General features: G+C 61.1%; 13 protein-coding genes. 3 read left to right on the forward strand and 10 right to left on the reverse strand.

All coding sequences use genetic code 11. The annotated features are described in order from the left end of the window. Positions 1-60 precede the first annotated feature (60 nt). The 8 genes from KQP88_RS12805 to KQP88_RS12840 all read right to left on the reverse strand — a co-directional run bounded on the left by KQP88_RS12805 (position 61) and on the right by KQP88_RS12840 (position 8040). The gene (locus KQP88_RS12805; RefSeq protein WP_216703234.1) at positions 61-1062 is read right to left on the reverse strand and encodes an aromatic ring-hydroxylating dioxygenase subunit alpha; all 1002 of its coding nucleotides are present in this window, start codon (positions 1060-1062) and stop codon (positions 61-63) included. After that, complete coding sequence (locus tag KQP88_RS12810) at positions 1059-2198, reverse strand: hypothetical protein (RefSeq protein ID WP_216703235.1); 1140 nt, start codon at positions 2196-2198, stop codon at positions 1059-1061. Before KQP88_RS12810 ends, KQP88_RS12805 begins: the two co-directional genes overlap by 4 nt. Then, positions 2195-3349, reverse strand: coding sequence for an ATP-grasp domain-containing protein (locus KQP88_RS12815; protein ID WP_216703236.1), 1155 nt, complete (start codon positions 3347-3349; stop codon positions 2195-2197). Before KQP88_RS12815 ends, KQP88_RS12810 begins: the two co-directional genes overlap by 4 nt. Beyond that, on the reverse strand, positions 3337-4695 hold the full coding sequence (locus tag KQP88_RS12820; RefSeq protein ID WP_216703237.1) for a F390 synthetase-related protein: 1359 nt from the start codon (positions 4693-4695) through the stop codon (positions 3337-3339). Before KQP88_RS12820 ends, KQP88_RS12815 begins: the two co-directional genes overlap by 13 nt. After that, entirely contained in the window at positions 4685-5539 is an 855-nt protein-coding gene (locus KQP88_RS12825; RefSeq protein ID WP_216703238.1) for an MBL fold metallo-hydrolase, read from the reverse strand. The genes KQP88_RS12820 and KQP88_RS12825 overlap by 11 nt, the downstream gene beginning before the upstream one ends. After that, complete coding sequence (locus KQP88_RS12830; protein WP_216703239.1) at positions 5536-6543, reverse strand: NAD-dependent epimerase/dehydratase family protein; 1008 nt, start codon at positions 6541-6543, stop codon at positions 5536-5538. The genes KQP88_RS12825 and KQP88_RS12830 overlap by 4 nt, the downstream gene beginning before the upstream one ends. Beyond that, a complete protein-coding gene (locus tag KQP88_RS12835) occupies positions 6543-7562 on the reverse strand; it encodes a 3-oxoacyl-[acyl-carrier-protein] synthase III C-terminal domain-containing protein (RefSeq protein ID WP_216703240.1) in 1020 nt (339 codons plus the stop codon). Before KQP88_RS12835 ends, KQP88_RS12830 begins: the two co-directional genes overlap by 1 nt. An 88-nt stretch (positions 7563-7650) precedes the next feature. After that, positions 7651-8040 (reverse strand): hypothetical protein, encoded by a 390-nt coding sequence (locus tag KQP88_RS12840; RefSeq protein ID WP_198726299.1) that lies wholly within the window; start codon positions 8038-8040, stop codon positions 7651-7653. A 299-nt stretch (positions 8041-8339) separates the two neighbouring features. Between KQP88_RS12840 and KQP88_RS12845 the strand changes: the two genes are divergently transcribed. The 3 genes from KQP88_RS12845 to KQP88_RS12855 all read left to right on the forward strand — a co-directional run bounded on the left by KQP88_RS12845 (position 8340) and on the right by KQP88_RS12855 (position 13235). Further along, on the forward strand, positions 8340-11087 hold the full coding sequence (locus KQP88_RS12845) for a DUF2339 domain-containing protein (protein WP_407681837.1): 2748 nt from the start codon (positions 8340-8342) through the stop codon (positions 11085-11087). A 62-nt stretch (positions 11088-11149) separates the two neighbouring features. Continuing rightward, a complete protein-coding gene (locus tag KQP88_RS12850; RefSeq protein WP_253950607.1) occupies positions 11150-12463 on the forward strand; it encodes a DUF3999 domain-containing protein in 1314 nt (437 codons plus the stop codon). Between the two features lie 37 nt (positions 12464-12500). Then, positions 12501-13235 carry a PA3715 family protein gene (locus KQP88_RS12855; protein WP_216703242.1) on the forward strand — a complete coding sequence of 245 codons (735 nt, stop codon included), beginning with the start codon at positions 12501-12503 and terminating at the stop codon, positions 13233-13235. A 536-nt stretch (positions 13236-13771) separates the two neighbouring features. Here KQP88_RS12855 and KQP88_RS12860 read toward each other — a convergent pair. Then, a complete protein-coding gene (locus tag KQP88_RS12860) occupies positions 13772-14167 on the reverse strand; it encodes a hypothetical protein (protein ID WP_216703243.1) in 396 nt (131 codons plus the stop codon). A 17-nt stretch (positions 14168-14184) separates the two neighbouring features. Then, positions 14185-15804, reverse strand: a complete 1620-nt coding sequence (locus KQP88_RS12865) for a DUF2300 domain-containing protein (protein WP_216703244.1) — start codon at positions 15802-15804, stop codon at positions 14185-14187. Position 15805 lies beyond the last annotated feature (1 nt).

Below are 15805 nucleotides of genomic sequence, written 5' to 3' on the forward strand. Positions count from 1 at the left end.
TCATTAAAATGGAATTCTGTAGGAGCGAATTCATTCGCGATAAGCACACTAAGTACGCCATCAAAGCCAGATATCCAATTGCCGCTCTTCAAAAACCAACGGTTGTCCATGTTCCAGCAAACACCGGATCCCCGGGCCGAGCAGATCCTGAGGACCATCCAGCGGCGTCACCGGAAATGCCTGGAAACGTCGCTGATTGGCGCTGACCTGCTGGAGGATCTGTCGGTCCTGGCGCAGGATGACCCGAAACGCCTTTTGCAGAACGAGGCGTTTGATCGCAGCCGGCAGCCAGCCTTGTGCCGTGGCAATCCGGGCAAACACGCGGAGTTGTCCATCGCCACACGGAGTCAGCCATGTGCTGGCCAGCAGGCTGAGGCCGTCGTGGCGATCGCGATATTCGATTTCCGCCAGGCCCGGCAGCCGGAAGCGCCCCATGCTGCTGCCCCGCTCACCTTCAAGCAGTCGCGAGATCAGCCCTGACTGCTTGCCCTCCTCGCTGTACAGCGCCTCGATGCCATCGGCCAGTGGCCGCACCCTGGCGCTGATTTTCTGCCGTTTGCGGTCGTGGCGTATCCAGCCGGCGTGGACGAAATGAGTATGGAACCCGTCGAGGAAGTTTTCCGCAGCGTCCTGCAGCGAGCACTGCACACTGTCCGTGATCCAGAACGTGTCGAGTGGCTGCTTTTGTTCGGCAGGCGCAACCGGCGGCATTGCAGGAGGTTGCCCGCTGAGGCAGACCCACACCAGACCATGGGCTTCGCAACAGGCCAGGCTGTCGAGCAGCGGCTTGCTGCCTGGAGCATGCTCGGTGCCGGGCACGCGGGTGCAACGTCCGTCAGCGGCAAATCGCCAACCGTGATAAGGGCATTCGATCTGCCCGTCACGGACCTTGCCCGCGCTCAGGGGCGCAAAACGATGCGGGCAGCGATCCGGCAGCGCAGCGGCGCGACCGTCTTCAGCCCGGAAAAGCACCAGCGGCGTGTCGTGTAATTGGCACGCCAGGGGCGCGCTCTTCAATTCGTGACTGAGCGCGACCGGCCACCACTGGGCAAGAGGATTCATAACTTGAGCTTCTTCATCAGGGGCACGCCAATGCCATGCAGCAGGCAACTGAGCAACGTCCACACCAGCCGACGGCCCCAAGACAGATGGGCAACGCGGATCAGGCTGTATTCGATCTGGGGCTGACCACCACGCAAGCGCTTGAACCCGGCGGCACCGGAACTGAAATTCAATACCTGACGCCGTTTCGCAGCTTCCAGCAGGCACAGGCAGGTCAGTTGCCGATACAAACCCGTCTTTTGCGGCAGAGCCGTGTCATAGCCCACGATGGGAGTGCTCAGGGTTGTGTCATTGGCAAACCAGCCCAAGGCGCCGTCGATACGTCCGTCAGGCCTGCGCAGAACGCGGATATCGAGCCAGCCTTCACTCTGGCCGCGCTGCATCCAGCGGGCGCTGTAGTGCGGATTCAGGATGCAGTACTTTTCCAGATAAAGCAGGTTGTAGAGATGTTCGATACGCTGAAAATCCGCGTCGCTCAGTACTGAGCCCGGCACGACTTCGTAGGGCGCGCGTCGCAAGAGCGTGGTGTCCATGCCCACGTTGTGGTGCTTGAGAAATTCAGCCTCGTCCCCTGCCCGGCCATCGAACAGATAGACCTGACGACTGGGAATGCTCAGGTAGCCGAGGGTTTGCAGATGCTCTCGCAATTCCCGGTTGCTGAAGTCGTTGATGGAGCGAAAGCACAAGGCATGATCCGGGAAAGCCTGCTGCAAAAAGGCGCTGATCGCCGGCAGTTCGGCGACATTCCACTGGGCCGGGTAAAGATTGGTGGACAGCAGCCAGTTGTTGACCTGCACCAGCCTGTCGACCCTGGCCGCCCTCAGCAGCAGGTCAACGCTTCGGGTCAGCAACTGCAATGGCCAGGTCAGCCAGGGTCGGCCAAGGCGCTTGAGTTCTTCCCGGGCATAGCCGCTGTAGGCCGTGCGGGGGGAAACCACGTAGCAGTTATCGTCAGGTTCATTGCCATCGTTGATGCTGACCGGAAACGCCTGAGTACCGGTGTCGAGCAGCGCCATGCGGGTGCTGACATTGCCGATCAGGCCCGCGGTGGCGCAGGCGCGGACATAATGCCGGGCATGGCTGTCGTCCGGGTTGGCCTGCTCGCTGAGGAGTTGTTCCGGGAATAGCAGCTTCATCGTGGACGCTCGTTCAGCGCCTGACCGTTCCACTCGATATCCGCCGTGGAAGCTGCCAACAGACCGCAGCGCCGGGAAACGGAGCGAGAGATGATTTCTGCAAGGCTCAACACTTGAGCGCCCAGCGGCCAGAAGTCGCCTTTCTGTACGACCACATCCCGGGCCGCGTGGTAATCGCGCCAGAACGCCTTGCTCAACAGCCGTTGCGGGGCCGCCAGCAAGAGCATGGCCAGTGCGATCATGCGCGGATCACCCGTCGGCTCCAGCACCTTCTCGCAGTTTTCGTGCAGGCTGCTCACTAGAAAGCTGCGCTGATCGTCGAACAGATGCACGCCGCTGGTCGCTCGCGGATTGCACTCCAGCACATGGAACCGGCCCTCGCGGTCCTCGATAAAGTCAAAGCCCACTTGCCCGGTGTAGCCGGTTTCCTGGCCGAACTGTTCCAGAAACTGGCGCACGGCTTGCGGCGCGGCGGGCTGGAAGTAGATCCCCGAGCCACGCCCCACCCGGTAGCGCGGCTGGTAGCAACTGTGGGCGCGCAGTTCGCCATCGATCAGCACGCTGAAACTGCAGAACTCTTGCCCGTCGATAAAACGCTGCGCCACCCAGGGTGAAGCGTTGTCGGGTTGAACCTTGCTCAACTGACTGGCCGACGGGCGAATCAGGGTCTGGGAAGCAAAACGCGAATACGCCGGTTTGAATACCCATTGCCCGGCTTCAGCAGCCAGGGCCAGCACGGCCTGACGATCCGTCAGCAGTCGGGTTTCGGGAGCCGCCAGCGCCCAGCCCTGGGTCATGGCTGCGAACCGGCCTTTATGATGCAGGCGGTGCAACAGTGCAAAGTCACTGGTCAGAACACGGCACAGCGGGGCCAGCCGTTCAAGACCGTGAGACAGGTAGAACACTTCTTCGCAAGTGGGCAGCAGCAAGTCGATGCCCTGGGTTTCGATCACTTTCGCCAGGGCCTCGATCCAGGCGGCCGGGTCCTGTCTTGGCTCCGGCAGGCGCACGAACTGCTGTGCCGAGCGGCTGAAACGGCTGAGTGGCTGGCCCAGAGAATCGCCGACGATCACATGCCATCCGGCTTCGTCAAAAGCCCGCGCCCATTCCAGACAGGCTGGCGCACGCGCCCCGAGAATCAGTACGCGCATGGCAGGCCCTCGGGCAATTGCAGCAGTTTCAGACGTCGACGCTTGGCATGTGGCGGTGGCGCCTGCCAATGACCAAAGCTCAACCCGGGTGGCTGCAAGGCGTGATCAGCGCACAGAGCCTGAAAGCTGTCGGTCAGGGCCTGGCACAGGCTGGCGTGATCGTCGCGAGCCAGCAAGTTGACTTGCCAGTGCAGGCCCTGCTGATGGATTTCATATTCCTGAAGCGCCGTGCCATGCATCAGCAAGGCGCGGCGCATGACATCGGGATAAAGCGCCTGCAACCGGTCGCCTGCAAGGCTGGGCAGCCAGAGAATGTCATCGGCACGGCCTTCGACAGCCGCAATCGCCCGCTCGACTCGCCCACAAGGGCAAGGTGCCTGGGCGACACGCAGAATGTCATTGAGCCGGTAACGCACGATCATCTGCGTGCGCCGGGAGAAGTCGGTGATGATCGGCTGAAAGCGCGTGTGTCCGGCATCCAGCCATTGCGGTTCGATATGCAGGTGGCTTTCGTTCAGGTGCAAGGTGCCCTGCTCGCAGGTGTAACCCAGAAAACCTTCACTGGCCTGATAGATCTGCTGCGGTGCGACACCGAAGGCCTTGAGCACGGCATCGGCATCATCGCTTTCGAGCACTTCGGCCACCGACAGGATATGCGTGGGCCTTATCGTCAACCGCCCGCTCAGCCTGGCCTCGGCCAGCCCCCTCAATACCGTGGCCGGGGCCACCAGCACATCGGGGTTCTGCGCATTGAGGCGTTCAAACGATGCCTCGAGGCCCAGGGTCAGGTCGTGAAAGGCAAAGTCGATACGGCGACTGGACAAGGTGGTGTAGAGACGGCTGTTGGCGCGCAGGAAAAAGGCAATTCCCAAGGGCTCGCGCCAGAAGCACAGCAAGCGCGGCAGAAAGCGACGCGGCAGGGTTCGCGCCAACAGGATGCCAGCCCAGCGCTGACGCTCCAGTGCACTGACCAGAAACACGCCCTGATTGCCGGAAGTGCCGCTGGAAAGCCCCACCGTCATATCGCCCAGGGTCGGGCTGAAGTCCCGTGACTCCTCTGCCTGACGTGCAATGGGCAAGACCTGTTCCAGGCTCAGGCCGCGGGTGTTGAACCCGGCAAAGTCGCCCATCAGAGTGGCCTTGTCCATCAGCGGTAGGTCCGCCAGATCGCTGATATTCAAGCCTTTGAAACGCTGGGCCTGGGGCAGCACGTTTTGCAAAAAGTGCTGCAGCTGTCGGGCCTGCCAGGCTTCCAGTTGCTCACGGCGGGTGAAGCGCAACCGGTAGCGGCTGTTGATGAAACTCAGGGCGCTGCACAGAGCCCCCATCAGTTTTTCACTGCTCATGAGCGAATGCCTCCCAGGCCTGGGTGCAATGGGACGGCAGCACCGCCACGGCCGGCTCTCGACGAATCAAAGTGCCAAGGTCGCTGTAGGTCTGGCGGTATTGCCTGGCATCGTGACTGACAAAGTGCAGCGCGGGCCAGGCTGGCAGGCGCTCGGCACGGCAGGCGGGCACCGACCAGCAGGCGTCGGCCACCAGAAACACCGGACGCCCATCGGCATCGGGGATAAACAGACCAAGCTGGCCTTCACTGTGCCCCGGCAGCGGCACGCCGATCAGGCTGCCGTCGCCCAGCAAATCCAGGCCCTGGCTGAAAGGTGCCATCCATTGGGGCAGCGCAACCTTCGTGCAGTGGTCGGCAAGCGTCACCCGTGAGCCGAAATCGTCCGGCAACAATGCGGGCAAATGACCGCCCAAGGTGGCGCGCCAGCGAGAGCCGCGCAGGCTTTCGATCTGTCGGCGGTCGGCATCCAGCGCAATGAACGATGCCTTGGGAAAATCCCTGAGTCCCGCGATGTGGTCGCTGTGGAAGTGGGAAATGATCAGGGTACGAATGTCATCCGGGTGAATACCGAACGCGTGCAGTTGAGCCAGCAGTTGCTCCTGCACGGGCAATTGCACAGGCACTGCACTGCGATACAAGCGCTCGGGCAGCTTCTGGGTCGCCTTGAAAAAATGCTCGGCGTAACCGGTGTCGTAGAGTATCCAGCCCGCATCGGGGTGGCGAATCAGGCCGCACAGTGCAGGGAAACGGGTCGACGCAATGCGTCCGCCACGATCGGCCATGCATTCCAGGTGTCGGCACCAACCGGCGCGCAAGACGTTGAGGCTGACGGTACGGCTCAACCTTGTGCTCCTTGCCGGGCCAGCCACCACTGGGCGTGCTGGCGAATGCCCTCTTCCTGAGTCATGACGGGTCGATAACCCAGTTCGTTGCGAATAGCGTCGAGGTTCAGGGTCTGACTGAATGCCAGCACGCCAGCGCCATAACGGGTCAATAGCGGCTCGCCGCTGCCCGTCAGCCGGGCGCGGGTTTCCAGTACCCGCGCCACGGTGTCCACCAGTCGCCAGGGCAAATGACGGGTGCGCAGGTTCAGGCGAAACTGCTCGGCGATACGCTGCAGCAAATCCTCGAAAGCCAGCGGCGTGCCGTTACTGACGTTATAGGTGCACACGGCCCGAGGCAGCGGCTGGCTCAGGCTCAGCTCCACGGCATGCACCAGATTGTCGACGCAGGTCAGGTCCAGTTGCGCCTGACCGCCACGCATCAGCGGGATTCGCCCACGCTGCATGACCCGCAACAGGCGCGGCAACAATGTGCCGTCCCACGGGCCGAAGACCGCACGCGGGCGCAGGATCACCGCTTCGGTGAGCCCTGCTTCATGCACTCGAGTTTCGGCCAGTGCCTTGCTGCGGGCGTATTCGTTGACCGCCGGTGGCAGCGGATCGTTTTCGCGAATGTCCAGACGATCACGAAAGGCAAAGTACAGACTGGGCGTCGATAGATGCACCAGACGCTTCACCTCGTTAATGCGACAGGCCTGGAGCACTTCATCGGTGGAATCCAGATTGGCCTGGGTAAAGGCTTGCGGCGTTCCCCAGGGTGAAGACAATGCCGCGCAATGAACAATGGCGTCACAGCCTCGGGCGGCTTCGCCCAGTGCAGTGGCGGCCTCCGGTGTGCCGTGCTGCAAGGGAAGCCAGCTCACGGCACCGGGGCTGTGGCGAATGACCTCGGCGGCTGCCGCTGGGTTGCGACCGCTGAACTGCACCTCGAAGGCCCGGGAGGCCAGTCGCCAGACGATATGTCGGCCAATGAACCCGGTACCGCCGGTAACCAGAACTTTCATCAGTACTCCAGGATCATGCCGCCAAGCGAAAGGCCCGCGCCGGTGCCGATCAGCATCAGCGTCTGGCCACGCAGGATACGCTGGTCGCGAATGGCGATGTCCAGCGCAGTGGGCAGCGAAGCGGCCACCTGATTGCCGTGCCGGGCAAAGATGTCGATGACCTTGTCCGCTTCAAAGCCCAGGCGTCTGGCCGCATGGTGCAGCGCTTGCTGGCTGGCCTGATGAGGGATGACCCAGTGAATCTCATCCTGAGCCAGTCCGGCCTGGGTCAGCAGTTCATCCATCAGCGTGGGCAAGTGCCTGGCGGCCAGGCGATACACGTCCTTGCCCTGCATGGCAAAACTGGTCAGCGGCTCGAACGGCGTGTCGATACGACGCGGGTGAAAACGCGAGCCACCGGCAGGGATCTGACACAGGTGCGCGCCTTCGGAAAAGGTCTTGAGGCTGGAGGCAAGGATCTTCGGCCCACCATCACTGACGCCCAGCACCACGGCGGCCGCGCCATCGCCAAAAATTCCGCTGACTTCGACCTGCTGCCAGTCCAGACCGCAGGAAGCGATATCCGAGCACACCAGCAGAATGCGCCTGTAACGCCCGGCAATCAGGGGCCATGACAACGTATCGACGGCGGCGAGAAAGCCCAGGCAACTGGCATTGATATCCATGGCTGGAATGCCGGACTGGCCAAGACCCAGTTCGCGGTGCAGCAAGGCGGCGTTGCATGGCAGGCCCTGATCCATGGTGCCGCTGGCGCAGGCGATCAGGTCGATCTGTTCCAGCTCGACACCGGCCGCACGCAAGGCATGGCGCGCCGCAATGGCGCCAAGGCTGGCGGCGGTTTCGGTGCGGCTGGCGACATGCCGTTGGACCACGCCGCTGATGCGCTCCACACTCCCCGCCACCAGACCCAGCTCGACATCGAGTTCGGCACTGGTGACCACCCGTTCAGGCACAGCGTGCCCGGAACCCAAAATGACCACAGGTCGTGGCGGGTGTGGCAAAAGCGGTGAAGTCTGCATTCAAATTCCGTTTGGCGAGGATAAAGCATCGCCTGTTAAGGCGGCGGAATAGGCTAACAGGTTATTGATGGATATACGCGCTGTAAGCTTACAGTGTCGGCTTGGGCACGGGCGTGTCTGGAATCGACTTGGCGTTCTTGGGTTGTTTCGGACAGCCTCCGGATATGCCCCATTTGGTAATAATGCCCCCTTCAACAAGGAAGCGTTGAACACATCGGGAATATCTGGGGTTATCTCCACTCGCGCCTGCAAGCCAGACATATTCATAAGAAATCATGCTGGCTGCACCTCCCGCCATTGGAAAGCTGTTCTGCGGGGTACCCCAGGACATGATCAGATCGTCCAGGGACGAACCTACCCAGGACGCCTGCACGTCATCCGTCGTCTGAAAACGCTGGTTATTCAGCAGGTTTCCCAAAGGTGTATTGGCACAACCGCCAAGCGTCAGGGCCGACAGAACAATTATCAGGAACCTCATATCCCAAACTCCATTAGTTGTTACGACAGACTGGTTTTTCTGTCTCCGGATGAGGCGCTACAAGAAGTGCGCAGGCCGTTATACGGTCTGGCTGGCGGTCGGAAAATAGTACAGGTGTACTATTCAAGCAGGCTCGAAATCACTTTAAGTTGCCTAATACAATGATTGACTGTGCAATACGTCAACTCATGTCCGGCTGTTAAGTACTATCATTTCAATTATCGCCAAACGCTCGAAGGTGAGCGGTTCCTGGTCTAAAAGGATGTCGCCGCGTGCTGCTCACTCTTCTGGAAATCGGGCTGGAAACGTTTGAATACTTGGTCGAGAACCCACCTTATGCCTGGCTCTTTGGCCTGTGCCTTGCTCTCCTGGCTCTGGGCATCTGGCTGAAGCAGCAAGTTGCAAGGCTGCGCACAGAATCCGTCAGGCAAAAAGAAGAGATCGACGCCCTGCAGCAACGCCTTGTTCGCCTGGAGTCGCCAACCGCCATGCCTGAAGCGGCACAGGCCACGGCGCCGCTTCCTGACGATACGATTATTGTCGCGACCCAGGACAGCGGGCCGGAACTGATCTGGGACTTGCCGGAAGAATTGCCCGCCACTGCGCAACCCGAAGTTGGCATCAAGCCGACTGCGCAACCTGTTGCACCCGAACGTTCCAGGGCAAACCCGCTGAATGCTGCGTTCGAGGCGGCAAAAAACTGGCTGCTGGGTGGCAATACCGTGCTGCGGGTTGGCGCAGTCGTGCTGTTCATGGGGCTGGCGTTCCTGCTGCGCTATGCCACCGAAGGCATGGTGGTGCCGATCGAAGCACGCTATGCAAGCGTCGCTGCCAGCGCCATGGCGTTGCTGGGCCTGGGCTGGTGGCTGCGTCAACGCAACGCCAACTTCGCCTTGATGATGCAAGGCACCGGAGTCGGCGTGTTGTACCTGACGGTCCTGGGTGCCATTCGGGTGCATGAGCTGCTGGACCCGAGCCTGGGCTTTGTCTTGCTGGTGGCGGTCATGCTGTTCTCGACCCTGCTGGCCGTCACGCAAAACTCGCTGGCGCTGGCCTGCGCCGCCACGATCGGGGGTTTTGCCGCGCCCATCCTGTCGTCTACCGGCCAGGGCAGCCATGTCATGCTGTTCAGTTACTTTGCCCTGCTCAATGCCGGGATTTTCGCCATTGCCTGGCTCAAGGCCTGGCGCCTGCTGAACCTGATTGGCTTTGTCGGGACCTTCGGTATCGGTTTCGCCTGGGGCTTGCGCTCGTACAAGCCGGAGCTGTTCTGGAGTGTCGAACCGTTCCTGATCCTGTTCTTCCTGATGTACCTGGCCATCGGCCTGCTGTTCGCCCGGCACAAACTGCAGGAGCGCAATGATGCGCCCGATGATGACAGCCGCGAATCGATGCTGCGCTGGTCCAGGCGTCAGGGCGACTATGTCGATGGCACGCTGTTGTTTGGTACGCCCCTCGCAGGCTTCGGTATGCAATATGCGCTGACCCGCGACATGGAGTTCGGCACCGCTTTCAGCGCGCTGGCGCTGGGCCTGCTGTACATGGGCATCGCTCGCCTGCTCTCCGGTAGGGCACCGGGTCGCGCGTTGTTGCTGGTGGAAACCTGCCTGGCACTGGGCGTCGTCTTCGCCACACTGGCGATTCCCTTGGGGCTTGGCGCGCAATGGACCACCAGCGCCTGGGCCATCGAGGGTGCGGCGATTTTCTGGCTGGGCCTGCGTCAGCAACGTGTGCTGGCTCGCGGCTTTGGCTTGCTGTTGCAGGTTGCTGCGGGACTGGCGTTCATTCACCAGATGTTCCAGTGGTACTCCCTGACGCTGCAAGGCGATTTCTGGACGCCCATGATCATCGCCCTCGCCGCCCTGCTCAGTGCCTTGTTCGTCCATCGCATCAAAGCCCTGCGTTACCTCAAGGACAGCGTGCTGTCAGGCATCCTGCTGGTCTGGGGCAGCCTGTGGTGGGGTCTGGCCTGTGTCATCGCGCTCATGCGTTTCTCGTCGCACACCCTGTTCCCGACCTGGTTGCTGCTGTCGGTGGCCGCGAGCATAGGCATATGGACCTTGCTGGCCCTGCGTTGGCGCTGGAGCGGACTGGCGGCGCTGAGCCTGTGGTTGACACCTGTCAGCCTGATCCTGCTAGTCGGCGCGATGACCGACACCCAACACCTTTTTGCCCATTGGGCCTGGGTGGGCTGGGGCGCATTGCTGGCCGTGCATCTGTTTTCCCTGCGCCGCCTGGCAGATCTCCTGCCCCGCAAGGCGCAGTCACTGGCCCATATTCTGGGTTGCTGGTTGACCCTCTTCATCCTCAGCGTCGAGCTGTTCTACGGCATAGACATGCTGGTCAGCTCCAATGCCCCTAACAGCGCGTGGAACGCGATGGGCACATTGCTGCCCAGTCTGTACCTGCTTGCAATGGCCTCCAACAGAACCTGGATCTGGCCGGTGACCGACCATGCCAGGGCTTATCGCGTGTGGGCCGCACTGCCCGTGGCGCTATTGCTGCTGGCGTGGTTCTGGCTGACCAACTCTTACAGCCGTGGCTACGCCGAACCTCTGCCTTATGTGCCCTTGCTCAACCCGCTCGATCTGACCTTGTCGTTCGCCCTGCTGGGGATCGTGAACTGGACCCGCAACAAGCTGCCACAACTCGCAATGACCGTACCCCGCGCCGAACGGCTGGCGGTAATCATCGCTGGCGCTTCGTTGTTCGCCCTGGTTACCGCCACGGTGCTGCGCACGGCCTGGCATTGGGCCTGGCACGAAATCGACCCCATGCTGGATCAGGCGGTGCTGTCCATCGTCTGGACCCTGATGGCACTGGCCCTGATGATCGGCGGCCATATTCGCCGCCAGCGTGAGATCTGGATCACCGGCGCGCTGTTGATCGGCGTCGTGGTCGCCAAACTGTTCCTGGTCGAGTTGAGCGACCGGGGAGGCATGGCACGCATCGTGTCCTTTATCGGTGTTGGCGTTCTGCTGTTGGTGGTGGGTTACTTCGCCCCGCTTCCACCGAAAAAACCGTCAAACACTACGCAAACACATTGATCATGAGGATTACCTTCTTGAGTCATCAACCGCTGTTCAAGATCGTGCTGTGCAGCCTGGCCATGCTGGGCTCGCCCCTCGCCAGCGCTCAGGACAACCCGGCCGACTTTGCCAGCCACACGCCTTTGAAACTCAACGGCGGCGGCCCCTGGTATCGCATCGAACTGCCACTGACCGTGCAGCTCAACTCGCGTCAGAGTGCTTTGGGCGACTTGCGGGTCTTCAACAGTGAAGGCCAGGCTCAGGCTTATTCGCTGGCCTATGACCCGATTCAGCCACGGCAGGAACCGGCGCCGGTTTCAGTCAAATGGTTCCCGCTGTACAACAGCGCAGACGCTGCCGACAGCACCCCCAAAATCCGTGTTGAACGCAGTGCCAGCGGCACGCTGGTCGAAGTGCAGCCCCAAGGTGCCATTGAAGCGGGCGAAGAAGTGCTGCGCGGCTGGCTGCTGGACACCAGCGCCATCAAGCAGCCCCTGAAACAACTGATTCTGGACTGGAGCACCGAGCGTGAAGGCTTCCAGCGTTTCAGCATCGAGGCCAGCGATGACCTGCAACACTGGCAAGCCTGGGGTGAAGGCCAGGTAGCGCGCCTGTCGTTTGCCAACGATGTGGTGCAACAGCGCCAGGTCAATCTGCCGGGTCGCAAGGCGCGTTATCTGCGCCTGTTGTGGAATACGCCAGACAGCGCGCCAACGCTGACTTCCGCGCAACTGCTCAGCGTCAGCAGCGACACACCGCAAGTGCCTCTCACCTGGTCGCAACCGCTGGAAGGCAGCCTTGAAAAACCCGGCACTTACCTCTGGCAATTGCCCGCAGCCCTGCCCGTCGAGCGCCTGAAACTCGATATCGCCCAGGCCAACAGCCTGGCGCCCGGCACCTTGTACGGACGACCGGACAGCAAAAGCACGTGGCAGACGCTGGGCAACGGCCTGCTTTACCGTCTGACACAAAATGGTCAGGACGTGATTCAGGATGAAATACAGGCCTCCGGCACAGTGGTGCGGCAGTTGAAACTTGAAGTGGATGAACGCGGCGGCGGCCTGGGTAGCCAGCCACCTTCCTTGCGGTTTGCCGTACAGGCGCCTCAGGTCGTGTTTCTGGCACGGGGCAACGGCCCGTTCTCACTGGCGATCGGCAACCCGAGCGCCAAGCCTGCCAACCTGCCGCTGGCCACCCTGATCCCGGACAACAACGCCCGGAAGATGAGCAGCCTGAGCAGCGCCGAGCCGCTGAACGAACCGGTCAGGCTGGCACAGGCCGCCGAGAGCAGCATCGACTGGAAACGCATTGGTTTGTGGGCCGTACTGGTGCTGGGCGTGGCTCTGCTGGGCTGGATGGCCTTGAGCACCTTGCGTACGTCACCAAAGTCCTAGATTCGTGAAATCAGTTCCGCAGCATGGAAATTCCGCAATGACTAAATTTGCCGCCCTGGCGCTGCTTTTCTTCCCTCTGCTGGCCTCTGCCGACTGTACGGATCAGTTGCAAGCCTGGGCCAACACCCTGAAACCCGACTTGAAGTTCGACAGCGAACGCGCTGTATGCAAGGTCAATCCAGCCAATCCCGGACAGATACTGGCGGCCCTGCCCTTTGCCGAGACGGTGGATGAAGAGGGTCAGGGTGACTATGGCCTTGGCGTGATCATGGCCGACGCTGCCAGTGGCAAGATCGTTGCCCGGCACTACCAGAGTGCTGCAATCACCTCGGACGCCATTTCTTTTGAAAGCCTCAGCCTGGACACTGCCCGCTATCAGCTGACGCCGCAGCTCAGGGCTTTCGGCGTGCGGATATCTTACGACGGCGCATCCAGGGTCAACCCTTTCGCCAGCACGACCCTGAACCTCTATGTGCTCGACGGCACACAATTGCGCCCGGTCATGAATACACTGGAAGTCAGCAGAAGCGGCGGCGAATGGGACGGCATGTGCGACGGTGAATTCACCCGGACACTGCGCACCCTGTCCATGGCAAAGAAAAACAGCCATGGCTTTTCAAGCCTGGATATCGACGAGAAGGTCATCCATACCCGGAACCAGCGCAAGGGTGAGGATTGCCAACGAACCGAGGGCAAACCTGCCAGTTCCAGACTCACTCTCGACTATGACGGCAGCCAATATGCTGTGCCGAGCGGCCTGTCATACCCGTGAAGCCAAGGCATACCTTTAACTTGTGGGAGGGGCCTTGGCCGCGACGACCTGCTTATAGGCAACACATTTTCAGCGCCTGAAGCTGATGATGAAGCTGTCGCGGCCAAGGCCCCTCTCATCAAACAAAACTCAATACCATGAATTAAAACGTCTTTTTTGTGAGGCAGAAACGTTCTCCGGTGTACATATCCATTAGCGGTATGTACTGGTTCTACCGGTTCCGCCTTTACGGCGGCCCCCTTTTGTTTCGGTGAGCCAAAGTGACACGCCGTAAAGGCGCAAGGCGGCCTCAAGCCGAACACTCAGTCCGCAACACATGGCACCTGTTTGCTGCGCGACAGCGCGGCGCCGAGGCGGCGGGTAATCTCCCACGGATTCATGCCGATCATGAAATCAAGGTACAAACGAAACGTGTGGGAGGCAGCTTGCTGGCGAAAAAAGCCTGAAACTGGCAGATATTCTGCGTCTGTACGCTGAAGTCGCCAGCAAGCTGCCTCCCACAAAGTGATTCATTGACCTTAACTGATCACCACAGATCATTCTTTGGGCTGGAAGCTCACCTTGACCGGTGTGTTCGGCTTGTAAGTCCAGCTCCGGGGTCCATCACCCGGTTTGAACCCCGGATACCAGGCTCTGAGTTCGGTATCACTCGCCCATTGGAGTTGTAACTGATCGGGTTTCGGAGATTCGGGGGTGTCGATATCAAACTGCGCCCAGGCTTCCACGGCGGATTGGCACGCTGCCGATACGCCAGCATCAAGAACGGAAACCTGTAGCTTTTCACCCCATGTCATGGACCCGCTCTCAGGGCACCGGCGAACTTCGACGTGATGCTTGCCATCGGGTGCAGGCAGACTGGAAACCAGTTCGTTGGGGCCGCATCCCGTCAGGGCAACGGACAGCAAGAGCAGGCATGGAATCGTTTTCTGCATCACAGCACTCCAGGGATCTATTCCAGCAAAAGACGCCGGGCCAGGCCTTCGATATAGGTTTCATCCTGACCGTCAGGGTGTGCTTCAAAGGCCAGGTGCAGGTATTCATGGGTGAGGTCGAGGCGGTCCTGAAGTGACAGCACGCCACGCACGTAGATACGTTTGCGCTCACGGTCGACATAGGGGTTGCCGAAAGCCAGCTGGCAGACGGCAAATGTACTGACTTCGTTGTAGCCCGCTTCGCTTTCGAGTCGTTGACGCCAGCCCCGACGCTGGTTTTGCAGCCAGTCCTGGGCGGCTGGAAGCGCCCGGCAGGATGCGACCGGGTTGTCCCAGCGACTGAGGCTGGTGCGCGGGTAGGCGTGCAACAGAATGGCGTCGTAACGCTGACCGGCCTCGGCCTGTTCCACAGCCTGCAGCCAGGAGAGCTTGTCGGAACCGGGCTCAGTGGAGTGATAGGTGATATTGCTGCCGGCCAGCACCAGGTCGCTGGTCCAGGCCGCGATCTGGCGGGACTCCGCAGAGGCCGGGCGCGGGGCGACGCGCTGGCGATTGCTGCTGTCGTCGATGGCCAGACACTCGCCGTTACGACTGGCATTCTGCAGCAGGTAAGTGCGAATCGCGACGGCCAGGGCCTTGGCCGCTTCGGGCGGATTGGCCGAAGCTTCGCGCTGGAGCACACGGGCGACGTATTCCTCACGGTCCAGACGCGCCACCAGCTTGTCCTTCAGCAGAAAGAGTTCGCCGTCGCTGTGTATGTCCAGTTGATTGCCATTGGCGAACTCGACGCGATAATCCCCCAGCAAAGGCCCCGACTCCACAGCACGGCCAGCGGCCAGAACGCGCTCCACCGGATAGCGTGAAAACAGGTCCACTTCGACACAACGCCCAGGCTCCGCAGGCCAGCCTGCTGGCACCACCGAAGCGATGGCCTCGCTGTAGTTGCGCAAAACCGTCTGACTGGTGCCGCGCCCCTGGGCCCAGACAGGCGTGCCATCCACTGTCCAGCCGGCAAACCCGCCCTGACGCAGTCCGCTGTCGCGGTCCTCGAACCAGCTCCAGGTTTTCACCCGCAACCAGCCGCCCAGCTCGCCCACAACATTGCCGTCAGCGGCGTTCAGCACCACATCCAGCAATACCCGCCTCGCCTGCTCCTGCGCTGGCAACACCGCCAGTATCCCGAGCAGTTCGGCCACAGGCACTTGTGTAGCAGGCTGCAACGACTGAAGACCGAGCAACCATTGCGGGGCCTTGCGCGCTTGCCAGTACGAACGCCAGTCTGCTTCGGAAATGGCCAGGCGTTGCGGCTCGAAGTACAAGCCACAGGATTTAACCAGCGCCTGATCGCGCTCGACCTTGCCACCGGCCGTGCAGCAATACACTTCCTCTTTCGACTGGCCGCGACACTCATAGGCCGGTTCATGAGCATCGGTATCCACCAGCCATGCATAGACAAAGAGTTTCCAGAGACTGCCCAGCGGGGTCTGCAAATCCGCAGGCAACGGCTCCCGCGACAGCAGTCGGGTCTGGCTCAAAGACAGCAGCTCGCCCTTGAACCCCATCTGCAAGGGTTCTTCCTGCGCCGTTGCCAGCGCAGGGAGTAAAAGCAGTACCAGCCATGACAGACGCCGGATCATG

The sequence above is a fragment of the Pseudomonas lijiangensis genome (assembly GCF_018968705.1).
Lineage (GTDB): Bacteria > Pseudomonadota > Gammaproteobacteria > Pseudomonadales > Pseudomonadaceae > Aquipseudomonas > Aquipseudomonas lijiangensis.